The organism is Frondihabitans sp. GW821-FHT04F02, assembly GCF_059420045.1.
On the sequence record NZ_JBWKSZ010000001.1, the window covers coordinates 150,629 to 167,376 of the forward strand.

At 71.8% G+C, this 16,748-nt stretch carries 14 protein-coding genes; 6 read left to right on the forward strand and 8 right to left on the reverse strand.

Annotated elements, in window-relative coordinates:
• The first annotated feature begins 2 nt into the window (after nt 1–2).
• Nucleotides 3–821 carry an amidohydrolase family protein gene (locus tag AC07TY_RS00755; protein WP_494784540.1) on the forward strand — a complete coding sequence of 273 codons (819 nt, stop codon included), beginning with the start codon at nt 3–5 and terminating at the stop codon, nt 819–821.
• 77 nt (nt 822–898) lie between these two features.
• On the opposite strand, the gene AC07TY_RS00760 is transcribed toward AC07TY_RS00755, so the two are convergent.
• The 5 genes from AC07TY_RS00760 to AC07TY_RS00780 all read right to left on the reverse strand — a co-directional run bounded on the left by AC07TY_RS00760 (nt 899) and on the right by AC07TY_RS00780 (nt 7,265).
• Nucleotides 899–1,573 (reverse strand): FadR/GntR family transcriptional regulator, encoded by a 675-nt coding sequence (locus AC07TY_RS00760; protein WP_123505022.1) that lies wholly within the window; start codon nt 1,571–1,573, stop codon nt 899–901.
• A gap of 598 nt (nt 1,574–2,171) precedes the next feature.
• Nucleotides 2,172–3,464, reverse strand: coding sequence for an alpha-L-fucosidase (locus AC07TY_RS00765; RefSeq protein ID WP_494784541.1), 1,293 nt, complete (start codon nt 3,462–3,464; stop codon nt 2,172–2,174).
• A 112-nt stretch (nt 3,465–3,576) separates the two neighbouring features.
• Nucleotides 3,577–4,344 (reverse strand): copper homeostasis protein CutC, encoded by a 768-nt coding sequence (locus AC07TY_RS00770; RefSeq protein WP_494784047.1) that lies wholly within the window; start codon nt 4,342–4,344, stop codon nt 3,577–3,579.
• Nucleotides 4,341–5,846, reverse strand: a complete 1,506-nt coding sequence (locus AC07TY_RS00775; RefSeq protein ID WP_494784048.1) for a M81 family metallopeptidase — start codon at nt 5,844–5,846, stop codon at nt 4,341–4,343. The genes AC07TY_RS00770 and AC07TY_RS00775 overlap by 4 nt, the downstream gene beginning before the upstream one ends.
• 30 nt (nt 5,847–5,876) lie before the next feature.
• On the reverse strand, nt 5,877–7,265 hold the full coding sequence (locus AC07TY_RS00780) for a glycoside hydrolase family 30 protein (protein WP_494784049.1): 1,389 nt from the start codon (nt 7,263–7,265) through the stop codon (nt 5,877–5,879).
• Between the two features lie 175 nt (nt 7,266–7,440).
• On the opposite strand from AC07TY_RS00780, the gene AC07TY_RS00785 reads away from it, so the two are divergent.
• Together AC07TY_RS00785 and AC07TY_RS00790 are read left to right on the forward strand one after the other, a co-directional pair.
• Entirely contained in the window at nt 7,441–7,881 is a 441-nt protein-coding gene (locus tag AC07TY_RS00785; protein WP_494784050.1) for a hypothetical protein, read from the forward strand.
• Between the two features lie 46 nt (nt 7,882–7,927).
• A complete protein-coding gene (locus AC07TY_RS00790) occupies nt 7,928–8,656 on the forward strand; it encodes a hypothetical protein (protein ID WP_123505017.1) in 729 nt (242 codons plus the stop codon).
• A 165-nt stretch (nt 8,657–8,821) separates the two neighbouring features.
• Here the strand turns inward: AC07TY_RS00790 and AC07TY_RS00795 are convergent, their stop codons facing one another.
• Together AC07TY_RS00795 and AC07TY_RS00800 are read right to left on the reverse strand one after the other, a co-directional pair.
• Complete coding sequence (locus tag AC07TY_RS00795; protein ID WP_494784051.1) at nt 8,822–11,317, reverse strand: MMPL family transporter; 2,496 nt, start codon at nt 11,315–11,317, stop codon at nt 8,822–8,824.
• Nucleotides 11,318–11,395: 78 nt separating this feature from the next.
• Nucleotides 11,396–12,031 carry a TetR/AcrR family transcriptional regulator gene (locus tag AC07TY_RS00800; protein ID WP_494784052.1) on the reverse strand — a complete coding sequence of 212 codons (636 nt, stop codon included), beginning with the start codon at nt 12,029–12,031 and terminating at the stop codon, nt 11,396–11,398.
• A 201-nt stretch (nt 12,032–12,232) separates the two neighbouring features.
• Between AC07TY_RS00800 and AC07TY_RS00805 the strand changes: the two genes are divergently transcribed.
• Together AC07TY_RS00805 and AC07TY_RS00810 are read left to right on the forward strand one after the other, a co-directional pair.
• Nucleotides 12,233–13,708, forward strand: a complete 1,476-nt coding sequence (locus tag AC07TY_RS00805) for an ABC transporter permease (RefSeq protein WP_494784053.1) — start codon at nt 12,233–12,235, stop codon at nt 13,706–13,708.
• Between the two features lie 121 nt (nt 13,709–13,829).
• The gene (locus AC07TY_RS00810) at nt 13,830–14,552 is read left to right on the forward strand and encodes an ABC transporter ATP-binding protein (RefSeq protein ID WP_494784054.1); all 723 of its coding nucleotides are present in this window, start codon (nt 13,830–13,832) and stop codon (nt 14,550–14,552) included.
• 108 nt (nt 14,553–14,660) lie between these two features.
• Here the strand turns inward: AC07TY_RS00810 and AC07TY_RS00815 are convergent, their stop codons facing one another.
• Nucleotides 14,661–15,497, reverse strand: a complete 837-nt coding sequence (locus AC07TY_RS00815; RefSeq protein ID WP_494784055.1) for a siderophore-interacting protein — start codon at nt 15,495–15,497, stop codon at nt 14,661–14,663.
• Between the two features lie 132 nt (nt 15,498–15,629).
• On the opposite strand from AC07TY_RS00815, the gene AC07TY_RS00820 reads away from it, so the two are divergent.
• The gene (locus tag AC07TY_RS00820) at nt 15,630–16,730 is read left to right on the forward strand and encodes a hypothetical protein (RefSeq protein ID WP_494784056.1); all 1,101 of its coding nucleotides are present in this window, start codon (nt 15,630–15,632) and stop codon (nt 16,728–16,730) included.
• The last annotated feature ends 18 nt before the right edge of the window (nt 16,731–16,748 follow it).

Sequence of the window (16,748 nt, forward strand, 5' to 3'; positions counted from 1 at the left end):
CGATGATCGATGCGCACCTGCACCTGTGGAGCCTCGCCTCGGGCGACTACGCGTGGAACACTCCCGCTCTCGGGCCCGTCCACGCGTCGTTCGGGCCGGACGACGCGTCGGCCGCTCTCGCTTCGGGCGACGTGACCGGCGCGGTCCTCGTGCAGGCGGCCGACACCGACCGCGACACGCAGGAGCTGCTGCGGGTGGCACGATCCTCCGCCGCGGCCGACGCCTGGGCGCTGGGAGTGGTGGCCTGGGTCCCGCTGGAGTCGCCGGGCGAGGCAGAGCGGCGGCTCGACGGCTGGAGGCTCCTCGGCGAGCCGATCGTCGGCATTCGCCAGCTGATCCACGACGATCCCCGAGACGACGTGCTCGACCGGGCGCCGGTGCGCGAGACGCTCCGGCTGCTCGCGGCGCACCGGCTGCCCCTGGACGTGCCCGACGCCTGGCCGCGCCTGTGGCCGGCGCTGACGCGCCTCGCCGACGCCATGCCGTCGCTCCGGATCGTGGTGGACCACCTGGGCAAGCCGGAGTCGCCTACTCCGTCGTGGCGCGCGGCGGTGGCAGACCTCGCCCGACGGCCGAACGTCTTCGCCAAGATCTCCGGCCTGGGGCAGCACACGCGGGAGGCCGCCGACGTGGCCCTGGAGGCCTTCGGCGCCGACCGCCTGATGTGGGGCGGCGACTGGCCGGTGTCGCTGACGGCCGGGACGTACGCCGACACGGCGGCACGGGGGAGGGCCGTGCTGGCGGCGCTGGCGGCCGACGAGCGCGAGGCGCTCGAGTCGGGCACGGCGTCGCGCGTCTATCACGTCGGCGTGCCCGCCTGACGGCGTGGGGCCGGGCTCGGGCGGTGGCCTCTGACGGTCCGGCCAGTTCCTGCGCCCGGTGGTCGAGGGCGGCCGGACTACTCGAGCGAGCGGCGGAGCCAGTTCTCGACGCCGCTGACGTGCACGGTGACGAGCGCGCGCACGAGGTCGGCGTCGTGGCGGGCCAGGGCGTCGACGATGGCGTGGTGCTCGTCGAGGGTGCGGCTGACGGAGCGCTCTTCGGTGAGGCCGCGCCAGATGCGCGCGCGGACGGTTCGGCTGCTGAGGGCTTCGAGCATGCTCGACAGGTAGGCGTTGCCGGCGGCCTGGATGATCCGGGCGTGGAAGTCGAGGTCGTGCGCCACCAGGTCTTCGACGGTGGTGGTTTCGTCGACCTCGTCGACCAGGGTGCGGAGCTCGTCGATCGCGTCGGCGTCGAGCCTCGTCGCCGCCAGCGCCGCGGCGGCCGGCTCGAGGATGCGCCGCACCTCGAACAGCTCGACGAGGGAGTGGTCCTGGTGCATGTCGACGACGAACGAGACCGCCTCGAGCAGCAGGCCGGGGTCGAGCGTGGTCACGTAGGTGCCGTCGCCGCGGCGGACGTCGAGCACCCGGATGAGCTCGAGCGCCTTGACCGCCTCGCGGAGGGAGCTGCGCGACAGGCCGAGGCTCTCGCTGAGCTCCTTCTCGGGAGGGAGGCGCTGGCCGGGCTTGAGGTCGCCCGCGACGATCATCGCCTGGATCTTCGAGATCGCCTCGTCTGTCACTGCCATGGAGTCACCATACATCCGACCTTTGCTGCGGGGCGGGTGGCGCCGTCCGGCCGTCCGGCCGTCCGGCCGTGCGGGCCCGTGCCGGATGCGCGGGGGCTGAGGCGGTGCTGGCGTGTGGCCCCGCCGTTTCGGTTCGTGCCCGCCGAACCTTCGGCGGGTTCGTGCCGGTTCGGCGGGGCGCGCGGCCCGGTCTGGCGGGGCCGAGCCGTTCCCGCGGGGCCGTGCCGGTCTGGGAGGTGCGGCGCCGGTCCAGGGGGCCCGTGCCGATCGGGCGGGAGTGCGCCGGATGCGCGGGGGCTGAGGCGGTGCTGGCGTGTGGCCCCGCCGTTTCGGCTCGTACCCGCCGAACCTTCGGCGGGTTCGAGCCGGTTTGGCGGTGTGGCCGGGCCGGTCTGGCGGGGCCGAGCCGTTCCCGCGGGGCCGGGCCGGTCTGGCGGGGTTGTGCCGGGTGCGCGGCGGACGGTGTCGCGGCTACGCGTGGCCCCGCCGTTTCGGTTCCTGCCCGCCGAACCTTCGGCGGGTTCGTGCCGGTTCGGCGGGGCGCGCGGTCCGGTTCGCCGGGGCCGAGCCGGTCCCGCGGGGCGTGGCCACCCGGCGCTCAGGCGGAGAGAGGGAGTGCCACGACCGCGGGGCCGACCTCGTCGCGCTCCGGCAGCGTCACCTCGCGGGTCGCGCCGTTCACCTCGAGCGTCACGACCGTGCCGGCCGGCGCATCGACGATCGCGTAGGCGGTGGTACCGTCGGCGGAGGCCGTCCAGCGCGTCCACGGCGACTCCGACGGCGTGGCGACCGACTCGGGCAGCGCGCGCGAGCCGAAGATCGCGTCGCCGTGGGCGGAGTTCCAGGCGCCGAGCTCGGTCAGCACCCGGCGCTGCAGCGGTGTGACCTCACCCGAGGCGGTGAGCCCGATGTTCAGCAGGAGGTTGCCGCCGCGCGAGACGACGTCGACAAAGTACCTGATGGCTCCGGGGCCGTCCAGCGAGTTCGACTCGTCTTCGAGCCGGTTGTGGCCGAACGAGAAGCCGACGCCGCGGTTGTTCTCCCAGGTGCCGTGCTCGGACGAGGCGCCCAGCTCGTACTCCGAGGTGCGGTAGTCCCAGTGCGTCTCGCCCCAGCGGTCGTTGGCCACGCCCTCGGGCCGCGAGGCGTAGAAGCGCCGGAACAGCTCGGCCATGCTCTTCGGCCCGTCGGGCTTCCCGGCGTCGGGCCACTCGATGTCTCCCCAGAGCACCTCGGGGTCGTACTTCTCGATGAGGTCGGCGACGTGGTCGAACGCGTAGTCGGCGTAGTCCTTGCCGACGGGGCGGCTCACCATGATGTCGTCGTCCTTGCCGGTGATGGGCGGCAGGTCGCTGAAGTGCCAGTCGAGGCCGCCCGAGTAGTAGACGCCGAACCGGACACCGGCGCGCTCAGCCGCGTCGTGGAACTCGCCGACCAGGTCGCGCTTCGGCCCGCGGGCCACGGTGTTGCGGCCGTCGGTGCCCGGGGCGTCCCACAGGGTCACGCCGTCGTGGTGCTTGGTCGTCGGCACGAAGTAGCCCGCCCCGGTCTGCTTCACGAGGGCCATGACGGCGTCGGCGTCGAAGTTCTCGGCCTTCCACAGGTCGATGAACTCGTCGTAGTCGGCGCCGCCGAACGCCTCCTGCTGGTGCTGATGGGCCGGGCTGCCCTCGATCCGGACGGTGTTGTAGTACCACTCCGCGTACGGGTTGTGGATGTTCCAGTACTCGGGGTCGATCGTGCCGAGGGCGCCGATCGGCTCAGCCCAGGCCGGGACCGAGTACGGCCCCCAGTGCACGAAGATGCCGAGCTTCGCGTCTTCGAACCAGGCCGGCGTCGGCTTCTCGAAACCGGCGTAGGCGGGCGGGCGGACAGGGTCGGTCTTGAACATCGCCACGGTGCGAGGTCCTTTCGGTGGAGGTCGTACGACCATCCAATCATCCGATGTCTGTACGCGTCAACGGCTCGAAGAATCCCGAAAACGCCGATGGCTGACGAAGACGTCAGACGTCAAGCGCGACGCGCACAGCCTCGACGATCCCCTGATCGGTCACGAAGTGCGTGTCGGCGCCCTCGCCCGAGACTCCGGCCCCGAGCGGGATCCACGCGCCGCCGCGGCGCGGTGCGGCCCGCTTGGCCGACACGTGCACGGCCGTGATCCCCGCGCGCAGGAACTCGGCCACGTCGCCCACCCGCACGCCGCCCCCGGCCATCACCGTCGGCGCGCCCGGCTCCGCCGCCATCCGCCGCAGCACGGCCACGCCGTCGCCCGCCCGGGCCGCGCCTCCGGAGCTCAGGATCCGGTCGATCCCGCGCCCGGCGAGCGAGGCCGCCGCGGCCACCGGGTCGGCGGACTGGTCGATAGCCCGGTGCACGGTGACCTCCACGTCGTCGCGCGCGTGGCGCGCCGCGCGCGCGAGCCGGTCGACCACGTCGAGATCGAGCGCTCCGGCCTCGGTCAGCGCTCCGATCACGACGCCGGCCGCGCCGGACGACACCGCGGCGCGCAGCTCGCGCTCCATCAGCCGCACCTCGTCGTCGTCGAAGACGAAGTCGCCGGGCCGCGACCGGATCAGCACCTGCACCGGCAGCCCGACCTCGACCACGGCCTCGACCAGGCCCTGCGACGGCGTCAGGCCGCCGAGCTCGAGCGCGGAGCAGAGCTCGACGCGGTCGGCGCCGCCGGCGACGGCCGCACGAGCGCCCGCCGGCGTCGAGACGGCGACCTCCAGGGCGGGTCGGGCGGTCTCTCGTGGAGCCCCGGCGCTCATTCGTCGATCCCGTCGAGCGGCTCGGTGGACGCGGGGATGAAGCGCGCCGAGAGGTCGGGCTCGCCGCCGTCGGCGTCGAACGGGAACATCGGCCGGCGGATGCGCCGGTGGCCGAGCCGCACCAGGTCTTGATCGACGCCGCCGGGCGTGAGCGCGAGGATCCAGTCGGCGGCCAGATCGAACAGCTCCGGCTCGAGGTAGCCGATCTTGACGATGACGACCGCAGCGTCGCGAGGCGCCAGGTCGAGGTCGGTGAAGTCGTGCTCGTGGTGGTAGGGCTTTCTCCTGCGGGTCAGGATCGCGAACACCGAGCCGACCCGCACGACGACCTCGGTCTCGGCGTCGCGGTCGCCGTGGCGGATGCTGTGGACGACGCCGGTGAGCGTGACCGGCCCGGCGTGCGCGAAGTCGACCTCGGCGCCCGCGGTGACTGCGACTGTCGCTCCGACGCCGGCCTCGACGGCCGTCGCCACGGCCGCGGCGCCCGGCACCGACGCGTAGATCACGACGGGGGAGTCGTCAGAGCGGAACTCGGGTCGCGCGAGCAGCCGGGTCAGGCCCCAGCTCATGTCGCCCGACCCGCCCGCGGTCGGGTTGTCGCCGGAGTCGCTGATGACGAAGGGGCGGGCGGCCGAGGCCAGCGCCCGGTCGAGCGCGCCGTCGAGGGTGTCGGCGGGGGCGACGAAGGCGAAGCGGTCGCGGGCGGCCCAGAACCCGGCGGCGAGTTCCTGCGCCGCCTGGGCCACCGCTGCCTCGTCGGTGCCCGTGACCATCGCGACGGCCCGGTTGCGCGGCTCGTCGGCCCACGCGTAGCCGACCCAGATCGCGGCGTCGAGCACACCCGGGCGCGCCTCGACCTCGGCCACGCGCGCGTAGACGGAGGCAGCCGGCTCGAGGCGCGTCGACGTCTTCTCGCCCGGCAGCAGCACCGGGATCGGCACCCAGGCCTTGAACGGGCGCGGTCGTCGTGAGGCGAGATGCTCGATGAGATTGCGGACGGCCCGCTCGCGCGTCTCCTCGGCGTCTTCGTGCGGGGCCAGGCGGTAGCAGGTGATCAGGTCGGTCTGGTGGGCGAGCTCGCGAGAGACGTTGCCGTGGAGGTCCATCGACGTCGAGATGATCGGGCGCGCGCCGATGACGGCCCGGATGCGGCGCAGCAGGTCGGCCTCGACGTCGTCGAGCCCCTCGACGCTCATCGCGCCGTGGATGTCGAAGTAGAGGCCGTCGAGTGGCGGCAGCTCGGCGAGCCGGGCGGTGAGCTCGTCGGCGAGACGCTCGTAGTCGGCGCGCGGCACGGCACCGCCGGGGAGGGCCTTGCCGCGCAGGGCGCCGTGCCACTCGGCCGCCTCACGCAGGGGCTGCCCCTCGGCGAGGAAGGCGCACGAGTCGACGACCTCGTGGCCGCGCTGCGCGTGGAAGTCCTCGGCCGTGGTGCGGCCCGGCGAGAACGTCGACGACTCGGTCGCGAGGCCGGCGATGGCGATGACGGGGCGTGAGCTCACGCCTCCGACCCTAGCGGGGGCGCGAGAGGGCTACGCGATCGTGAAGGTCGAGAACGAGTCGGCCGGCAGCAGGGCCTCGAACACCTGGCCGTCGAGGCCGACCTTGTAGGGCAGGGGGTCGCCGAGGTCGTTCTGCACGACGACCACGACGCTGCCGTCGGGGTTCTGGAAGGCCAGCTGGTTCTCGTAGCCCGACCAGCTGAACGCCTCGATGCGCACGGCGCCGGGCTTCACGAACCCGCTGAGGTGCTTCATCAGCCAGTACTCGTGGGTGTACCGGAACGTGCTGGTCGCGGGATCGACGACGACGAGCGAGTTCTGCGCCCAGCCCCAGCGGCTGACGCCGCCCTCGTCGAGCGCGAGGTTCCAGTACGTGTAGGCGCTGGCGCCGTTGCTCAGGAAGTGCTTCATCAGCGACCAGGTGTGGCGGGCGAAGCGCCAGTCGTTGAGGCCGTCGCCGCACTCCTGCTCGGTCTGGTAGACGGCGAGCTCCGGACGGGTGCGGTGGATCTCGGCGATGGCGCCCTTGCCCGCCCACTGGAACCCCGCACCCCTGACCCAGCGCGACGCCTCGGGGTCGGCCAGGACGTCGGTGAGCAGGTGGGTGGCCGCGCGTTCCTGCGTCCCGAAGAAGACGTCGACCCCGAGCTCGGCCATCGCCGGCCCGAGCACGCGGATGAACCGCGTGAGGCCGTCGGGGGTCCACGTGCAGCTCGGGAACACCTGCGCGGAGTTGAACTCGTTCTGCGGCATCACCATCTCGATCGCGATGCCCTCGGCGGCGTAGGCCGTGACGAACCGGGCGAAGTAGCGGGCGTACGCGTCGAGGTACTCCGGCTCGAGGCGGAACATGTCGGTGCCCTCGGCGCCCACCTGCTCGTCGCCGATGCCGTTCTCGACGCCCGAGCCGGGGAACGGCTTCGCGCCGGCGTAGTGGCCCGTCGACTTCATCCAGGTCGGCGGGCTCCACGGCGACGCCCACAGCCGGAGCGCCGGCTGCTCGACCTGAGCGGCCTGGATGAACGGCACGAGCGTCGACCGGTCGTGGTCGATGCTGAAGTCGGCGAGCTCGAGGTCGCCGGGCGTCTCGTCGTACGAGTACCAGTCGGTCGAGAAGTCGTTCGCGCCGATGGGCATGCGGCAGATCGTGAATCGGGCGGAGTCGCTGTCGGCGTCGCCGGAGAACATCTGGCGCAGGATCCCGCCGCGCTCATCGGGGGTCAGCCGCGCGAGGGCGGTCCACCCCAGCTCGTTGAAGCAGACGCCGAAGCCCTCCATCGTCTGGTCGGTGTGCTCCCGGTTCAGGATCACGTTCGGGAAGTCGGTCATCGCCGTGATCACCATCGGCGTCGATGCCGGGGCCGGCTGGGTCTGCCACGGGAGGTCCTGCGTCGTGACGGTCCAGGTGATGTCGGGCATGGGGCTCCTGCGGGTCGTGCTGGCCGCCTGGTGCTGCTCGGGGCCGAGCATTTGCTGTCGTTCGCAACAAACCTACCGGTGTTCGGTGTTCGGCGCGACCGGCACCGCGCCGAGTCCGGTGCGACTCGGAGGCTGGTACCGTCGTCGCAGATCGCACCATCACACCGGGGGAACCATGAACAACGCACGCCCGCGCGCAGCCGCCGCGCTCCTTCTCGCTGCCGTCGTGACCGGGGGCCTCGTCGGCTGCTCGCCGGTCGCCGCGGTCAAGGCCGTCTCGAAGGGGGCGGAGTGCCAGTCGATCAAGCGGCACGTGCAGGCATCCGAGGTCGAGGTGAAGGCGCACACCGCCGACACGAAGACCGATCCCGCAGCCTACGAGACGGCCATGAAGCACCTCAGCGTCGACATCGCCGATGCGGCGAAGTCGGTCGGCGACGCCGAGGTGAAGTCGTCGGCTCAGGATGTCGCAGAGTCGCTCGATGTGCTGGTGACCGACTACACGACGTTCTCCGACAGCGGGTTCACCGAGGGCGCGGCCCAGGTCGTCGCCGACAGCAAAGACGTCAAGACCGCCGACGCCTCCTTCGAGAAGGTGTGCGGCTACCAGCTCTGACCGGCGGATCGGCCGCTTTCGGGGCCGGGCGTGCGACGATAACCGGGTGCTCGTTCTCGCCTGCGTCGTCGTCGCGCTCGTCATCGCCGTAATGATCCGGCGCTGGTGGGCGATGTCGCGGGCGCCGAAGCCGGCGCGGCAGGAGGCTCCGACGGCGGGGGCGGGAGTTCCTGCGCCCGGAGCCGAGGTCGTTCTCGGCGCGCCCAACGCCACCGACGTGGCGGGCGCCGACGCGGCCTGGTCAGAGGCCAGGAGGCTGCGGGCCGCGTTGCTCGATCAGGAGGTTCCGCCGACGATCTCCGCGTGGGAGATCGTGCCGGAGGCCGGCGAGGTCTTCTTCTACGACCTGAAAGCCGTGCACGAGCGCTTCTACGGGCAGGACGCCGGCTACCAGCCGACAGGGAGCTTCCTGCTCGGCAGCCCCGCGTTCATCCTCGCGGGCCTCGTCGTCACGGGCGCGGTCAACGCCTCGCGCCAGCGCGCCGCCCAGGCTCTGGCTGCGACGCAGTGGCGCGACCGCGAGGGCATCCGGGTGCTCGTCACCAACCACCGTCTGCTCTGCCTGGTGCGGGGGCAGTGGCTGAGCTTCCACTACGGCGCGATGACGGCCGTCTACCCCGAGGTCGCCGAGCGCACTCTGGTCTGCGGTTTCGAGAGCATCCCGCCGCTGCGCCTGTCGGGCATCGACGCGCCGATCCTGGCGGTGATGACGCTGTTCATGACGCACGGCGCCGACGCGCTCGCCCAGCACCCGGCGCTGCGCCCCCTCGACTAGCGGCTGCCCGGCTCGGCGCGACACCACAATCGGGACTCCCCACCGCGACCACACCGCCCGACACCACGATCGGGACTGCGCACCACGAGGTTTCGTGGTGCCCAGTCCCGATCGTGGGTTGAAGCGGGGGAGCAGGCGCAGGAACCGCACCCACCCCCGCCGGGCCTACTGCGCGGGGTGCGAGCGCTCGAGCTTCGCGCCCTCCACGTCGACGTCGGGCACGATCCGGTCGAGCCACTTCGGAAACCACCAGGCCGTCTTGCCGAGCAGGTGCATCGCGGCCGGGATCAGCAGCATGCGCACCACGAACGCGTCGAGCAGCACGCCGAACGCCAAGCCGAAGCCGATGGGGCGGATGGTCGACGACTCCGAGAAGATGAAGCCCGAGAACACCGAGATCATGATGATCGCGGCTGCCGTGACAACCGGTCGCCCGGCGGAGAGGCCGCGCTGGACGGCGATCTTCGCGGGTGCCCCGTGGGCGTACGCCTCGCGCATGCCGGAGACCAGGAAGAGCTGGTAGTCCATCGCGAGACCGAACAGCACTCCGACCTCGATGACCGGCAGGAAGCTCAGGATCGGGGCGGGGTCGTGCACGCCGAACAGGGCGCTGGCCCAGCCGAACTGGTACACCGCCGTCAGGGCGCCGAAGGTCGCGAGCAGCGACAGCACGAAGCCGGCGGTCGCGGTCAGCGGCACGAGGATCGACCGGAACACCAGGATCAGGATCAGCAGCGACAGCCCGACGACCAGCACGAGGTAGATCGGCAGCGCGTTGGCGAGCTTCTCCGACACGTCGATGTTGGCGCTGGCGTTGCCGGCGACGCCGAGGGTGATGTCTCCGGCGTCCGACGTGAGCGGCGAGAGGTCGCGCAGCGAGTGCACGAGCGTCTCGGTCGACTCGCTCGACGGGCCGCCCTCGGGGACGACCTGGAACGCCACGACGGTTCCGTCTGACGAGGCGCCGATGGGGGCGACGGCCGCCACGTCGGAGTTCGAGGTCAGGGCCTTCCCGATCGTGATCTCCTGCTTCAGTAGGTCGTCGTCGGTCGCCTTGGCGGGCAGGTCGGCCACGACGACGAGCGGGCTGTTCTGCCCCGCGCCGAACTCGCGCTCGAGGGTCTTGTAGGCCTTGTACTGGCTCGAGTCGGTGGCCTCCGACGAGCCGTCGGGCAGGCCGAGGCGCATCTGCATGGCGGGCAGGGCGATGACGCCGAGGATCACGACGCCGAGCACGAGGGTGGCGACGGCGCGCCAGCTCTTCATCGGCGCGTTCGGCACCCGGGTGGAGGCCGTGTTGCCGATGGCGGCGCGCTCCTTCTTGCGGAGGATGCGCATGCCGACGAGCGACAGCATCGCCGGAGTGAACGAGATCGCGACGAGGATCGCGACGGCGACCGCGACGGCTCCGACCGTGCCCATCAGGCCGAGGAAGGGGATGCCGGTGACGTTCAGAGCCAGGAGGGCGACGATGACGGTCGAGCCGGCGAAGACGACGGCGTTGCCGGAGGTGCCGTTCGCGAGTCCGATCGACTCGTGGACGTCCATGCCCTGCTTCAGCTGCTTTCGATGCCGGTTCAGGATGAACAGCGAGTAGTCGATGCCGACCGCGAGGCCCAGCATGATGCCGAGGACGGTGGTGACCGAGTTGAACTCGACCAGGCCGGAGAAGGCCATGGCGCCGAGAACAGAGGCGGCCAGGCCGACGATGGCGCTGAGCAGCGGCAGCACCGCGCCGATGATGGTCGACAGCATGATCAGCAGGACGATGGCGGCGACGATCACGCCGACGACCTCGCCCGGCCCGACGATGCTCGGCACGCCCTGGGCGATGTCGCTCGTCGGGTAGATGCGGACCCCGTCGACGCCCTTGGCGGACTTGTCGACGATCGAGGTCTTCAGGTCGGGGTCGACCTCGTACGTACCGGTGGTGAACTGGATGGATCCGACGGCGCTTGTTCCGTCTTTCGAGACGAAGCGGATGTTCGACGAGAGGTCGAGCAGCTGCGAGTTGAGCTCGAGCGTGGTGCTCTGGGCCTCGAGCTTCTTCTTGCTGGCGTCGAGCTTCGCCTGGTTCGCGTCGATCGTCTTCTGCTGGCCGTCGAGGATCGCCTGCTGGCCGTCGAGCTGGGCCTTGGCGACGGAGTAGCTGCCACTCGCCTTCGCCGCGGCGACCGCTCCGTCGAGCTGCTTCTGAGCGGCTTCGAGCTGCGGCTTCGCGGCGTCGATCTGATCCTGCGCGTCGGCCAGCTCGGTGCGGCCGTCGGCGATGGCCGTGCGCCCGTCGACGATCTTCTGCTTGCCGTCCTCGAGCTGCGCCTGCGTCGTGAAGGGGCTCGTCGCCGACTTGACGCCCTTCATGTCGGCGACCTCGCCGAGCCACGACTTGATGTCGGACTTCTCGGCCGAGGTGAAGGCCTTGCCCGATGTCGTCTCGAAGACGATGCTGCCGCTGCCGCCCGAGGCCTTCGGGAACTTGTCCGAGAGCTCGTTCTGCACCTGCTCGGTGGCCGTGCCGGGAATGCTGATCGCCGACGAGATAGTGCCCTTGAACAGCGAGAAGCCGACGCCGGCCAGCGCGATGATCACCACCCAGGCGACGATGACGGTCCAGTGGCGGCGGGCGGAGAAGCGCCCGAGACGGTAGAGGAGTCCGGCCATGCTGCTGATCTCGGCTTTCTGCGTTGATGTGGTGGAGGTGTGCGGGTGGGGTGCGCCGGTGAACCCCGGGTGAGACGTCTAGTGGTGGTAGCCCGTGCGGACCGTGTCGATGAGGCGGCCGAGCAGCTCGCTCCACTGTGCTCGCGTGCCGTCGTCGAGGCGCACGTCGGTCATGACGACCCAGTGCTTGGCGATGACGATGACGCCGCCCATCAGCGAGCTCACGAGCAGCTCGGCGTCGAGCGAGTCGGCGCCCGGGTTGCGGCAGGCCACCTCGGGCAGCAGCCGCTCGGCCGCGCGCGCGAAGGCGGCGTCGCTGAGGGCGCGGCCGCGGGAGTCGATCGGGTCGAGGGGGCCCAGGATCCGCCCGATCGACGCGATTGCGGACGGCAGGTCGGCGGTGCGCAGCATCTGCGCCACCTCGTCGAACATGGCGGAGCGGCTGCCGTCGCCGACCGGGGTGGCCCGGGCGACCGCGAGGAAGTCCTCGATGATGACCTCGAGCGCGTCGTCGCAGAGGGTGAGCAGGATCTCGTCGAGCGAGGCGAAGTGGTTGAACACCGTGCGACGGGCGACGTCGGCGCGCTCGGCCAGCTCGTCGACGCTGAACCGCGGGCCGCCCTTCTCGTCGACCAGCTCGCGCGCGGCGGCCAGGATGGCGGCGCGGTGGCGCGCCTTCAGAGCGGCGCGACGGTCGGGTGCCTCGGTGATCACGACATCACACTAGGTGCATCCATGCACTCGGTGCATGCACGCACACGCGATTCGCAGGCATCGGCTTCGAGCAACGCGCTCGTCCATAGCGTTCCCTTACGTTCTCTTGGCGGTTCCTGTGGAGGCTGAGGGCGGGCCGGCAGGGCGCCTTCCTAGCGTGAGCGAGTCCGACCGTCAGGACCCCCGACCACAGGAGCCCGCATGTTCTTCACCTACCTCCGCCGAGAGCTCGGCAACCGCAAGAAGCAGAGCATCATCATCGCGATGGGCATGGCCCTGGCCATCGCGCTCGTCATCATCGTCAACGGCGTCTCGGCCGGGGTGAAGAGCGCGCAGTCGACGGCGCTCTCGTCGGTCTACGGCGTCGGCACCGACATCACTGTGACGAAGACCGCCACGGCCGGGGGCGCGGGAGCGGGCGGCCAGCAGTTCGCCTTCGGCTCCGGCGACTCCGCCAGCGGCTCGTCGAGCAGCAAGACCAAGCTGTCGCAGTCGACCCTGCAGCTCGCGATGGGCACGTCGAGCCTCAAGGAGTCGTCGCTCGCCACGGTCGAGGCCGTAGAGGGAGTGAAGGCGGCCACCGCGACCCTGAGCCTCACGAACAGCTCGTTCTCGGGCTCGATCGGAGCGGCGCCGTCGAGCGGCGGCACGAGCGGCTCCGGCACCACCGGCGAGGCTCCGGCCACCGGAAGCGGCACGGACTCGAGCAGCAGCACGAGCACCGGCACGGGCCCCAGCAGCTTCAGCGTCGACTCGTTCACCGTCACCGGCATCTCGACGACCGACACGAGCGTGGGGCCGATGTCGGCGACGGCGCTCGACTCCGGCCGCTACCTGAAGGCGAGCGACGACGGCACGAAGAACGTCGTGCTCGACAGCTCCTACGCGACCACCGAGAAGAAGGCCGTCGGCGACACCCTCACCATCGGCGGAAAGAAGTTCACCGTCGTCGGGATCGTCTCGTCGTCGTCGTCGAGCTCGGCCACCGCCTCTGACACGTACATCCCGCTCGACACCGCGCAGTCGCTCGCCGACCTCGACGGCAAGGTCACCGACATCTCCGTCTCGGCCGACTCGGCCTCCGACGTCACGAGCATCCAGACCGCCATCGAGAAGGCCCTCCCCAGCGCGACGGTCTCGACCGAGGCCGATCTGGCCTCGAGCATCTCGGGCTCGCTCTCGACCGTCTCGAACCTGGTGTCGAACCTCGGCAAGTGGCTGTCGCTGATCGTCCTGGCCGCCGCCTTCGCCATCGCCGTGCTGTTCACGGTCTCCGGCGTCAGCCGCCGCACCCGCGAGTTCGGCACTCTCAAGGCGATCGGCTGGTCGAACGGCCGGATCGTGCGCCAGGTCGCCGGGGAGTCGGTGGTCAACGGCCTCATCGGCGGGGCCATCGGCGCCGCGGTCGGCATCGCCGGGATCATCATCGTCAACGTCATCGCCCCGACCCTGTCGACCGCCGCCGCGGCGTCGACCTCCGGCCCCGGCGCCGGCGGCCCCGGGGGAGCGTCCACCGCGAGCACGACGACCGACATCGCGCTCCAGATCCCGCTGACGGCGGGCATCATCCTCATCGCGGCAGGCTTGGCAGTGCTCGGCGGACTCCTCGCCGGCGCCTTCGGCGGATGGCGGGCCTCGCGCCTGCGACCGGCCGAGGCGCTGCGGAGCGTCGCGTGAGACGCACGTCGCGCCGGGCCGGGCCCGCTCCGGCCGAGGGCCGCGGGAGCGTCTCGCCCAGCCCGACCACGATGGCCCGCCCCGCCTTCGCACCCCGATTCGCCGCACCCCAGGAGACCTCATGACCACGACCATCCCGACCCCGCTCGCCACGACCACCGGCGGCCCCGACGCCGCGTTCACGCTCACCGGCGTGACGAAGACGTACCGGCAGAAGAAGCGCACCGTCGAGGCGCTGCGCGGCGTCGACCTGGTGATCCCGCGCGGGCAGCTCGTCGCCGTGCAGGGCCCGACCGGCGGCGGCAAGTCGACGCTGCTGCAGATGCTGGGCGCGCTCGACCGGCCGACCTCGGGCTCGGTGAAGCTGGGGGCGCAGGAACTCGCGACGGCCTCCGACGGGGCCCTCGCCCGGGCGCGCGCCACCGAGATCGGATTCGTCTTCCAGGGGTTCAACCTGATCCCGACGCTGTCGGCGGCCGAGAACGTCGAGACCGCGTTCGCCGACAGCTCCCTGCCGCGAGACGAGCGCCGCACCCGGGTGGCCGCCGCGCTCGAGTCGGTGGGCCTGGCGGAGCGGGCCGAGCACCTGCCGTCGGAGCTCTCCGGCGGCCAGCAGCAGCGTGTCGCGATCGCCCGAGCCCTCGTGAAGAAGCCGCGCGTGCTCCTCGCCGACGAGCCGACGGGAGCCCTCGACGAGGTGACCCGCGACGAGATCATGGCGCTGCTGGAGGGGGTGTGGCGGGAGCGCGGCCTGACGCTGGTGATCGTGACGCACGACTCGGCGGTGGCTCGCCGGGCCGAGCGCCGCCTCTACATCAAGGCCGGCCAGGTCTCCGAGCGCTAGACGCCGGCGGTCGGGCGAGCGAAGCGATGCCCCTTCGGCACGAGGCGGACATCGGCCTTCGATCGCGCGAAGCGCGCCCCCCACTCCGTGTGGCAGACGCGGAGATCCTCAGAAGATCTGCCCGACGGGCTCGCGCTTCTCGGCCTGGAAGCGGTCTTCCGCGCGGCCGAGCGCCCAGTACGCCGAGAGCGACAGGTCGGCCCGGTCGAGGCCCCAGCCGTCGGTGAGCACCCGGCGCACCTGCTTGATGGCCGTGCGCTCGCCGTGGACGAGCGCCTGCACCACGCCCTCGGGCCGCGCGAGCTCCTCGGCGGCGGCGACGAGCAGGCTGCCGGGGGCGGCTCCGGCGCGGTGCAGCCAGCGGAGCTCGACGCCGGCCGGCGCCGTGAGCGGCAGCTGATCGGCGGCCGACTCGACCTCGAGCAGCGCGACGCCGCGGGCGTCGGTGCCGAGCGCTTCGATGGCCGCGGCGAGGGCGGGCAGCGCGGCGTCGTCTCCGACGAGCAGATGGAAGACCGCGGGGTCGGCCGACGGCGCATAGCCGCCGCCGGGCCCTGACAGCGCGAGCAGGTCGCCCGGCTGGGCCGCAGCGGCCCACGGCCCTGCGAGGCCCTCGACGCCGTGCACCACGAAGTCGACGGCGATGGTCTTCGCGGCCTCGTCGACCGAGCGGACCGTGTAGGTGCGGCGCACCGGGACGTCCTCCGGCGCGAGGGTCTCGCGCAGCGCGTCGAGGTCGTACGGCGGCACGAGCCCGAGGTGTGGCTTCGCCAGCAGCAGCTTGACGTACTTGTCGGTCGCGGCGAGGCGCTCGGGGTCGGCCCCGGCGAGGAACGCGTCGAACGCGTCGCCGCCGAGGTGGACGCGCACCAGGTGGGGCGTGAGCCGCTCCACGCGGTCGACGACGAAGACGGACTGGGGGCGGGCGGGGCGATCTCCGGGCATCCAGCCATTCTGCCCGGGGACGACGCGTCGAACCGCCCCGTTCGGGGGATCCATAGAGTGCACTCTCTGCAGATACTGTGAATTCACCAAGACTTTTGTGGTCCAGGGGGACCCCACGATGCAGGAGACGCTGTGACCATCTCGCCCGCCCGCCCGCCACTCCGATTCCAGACGCCGCAGGGGTGGCCGCAGCCGCCCGCCGACTGGGTCGTCCGCAACCAGGGCTGGCAGCCGCCCGCGGGCTGGACCCCGCCGACCAGCGGACAGTACCCGCTCGCCCCGGCTCCGCAGGGCTGGCGGTTCTGGGCTCCGAACGGCGCCGCCTGGGACGACTACCGTCAGCCCTTCGCCAAGCACGCGCACCGTGCCATCCTGGTCGGCGGCATCATGCTGGGTGTCGCGATCGCGATCACCCTCGCCGGCATGCTGGGCGAGTTCGGCCGCTCGTACTACCTCCTCTACGGAACCCTGATCTTCGGCGCGATCCGCCTGATCACCGGTCTGGCGGCGCTCCGCAAGGTCGACCCCGCGGCCCGCGCCGCCATCGGCCCCGACTCGATCGAGGTGCGCCGTCAGCTCGACTCCGAGGGCTACCGCGCCTACCTCGACCGGACGGCTCGCGAGCGTGCCGAGACAGGTGCCCCGGCGCAGACGTTCGACGAGTTCGGCTTCGGCCGCGACGCGCAGCCGTGGGACGGAGCCGCAGTTCCTGCGCCCCAGCTGCCCGAGGGTGCACCGTCGCCGACCATGGCCCTCTGGGCGTCCGCCGCACCCGCCGCCTCCGCCGCCGCGGCGTTCACCGACGCCGACACGGGCCGACGCTCGCGACGCGGCCTCTGGATGGGGCTCGGCGCCGCGGCCGCGATCGTGATCGGCATCGCGATCCCGCTGGCGATACCGCACGGCTCCACCTCGACGGCTCTCTCGTCGCTGTCGAACTCGAACTCCGCTGCCGACTCGACGGTCTACGTGCCCACCGACGGCTGGACGGTGCTCGACACGAACACCTGCGCGACCGGCACCGACTGCCTGAACATCGACGTGCAGCCGGTCGCGAGCTGCCCGGCGGCGACGATCGACTGGGGCTTCGCCGACTCGAAGACCGGCAGCGACAAGGCGACCCGGACGACCCCGGTGGCGCTCATCGCCGGCCAGACCGCCCGCGTGTCGATGCCGATCGGCGACGACATGGCCGGTGCGAAGTACATCTTCCTCGAGGCCGTGCACTGCTAGCGGCGCAGGATCCGCGAC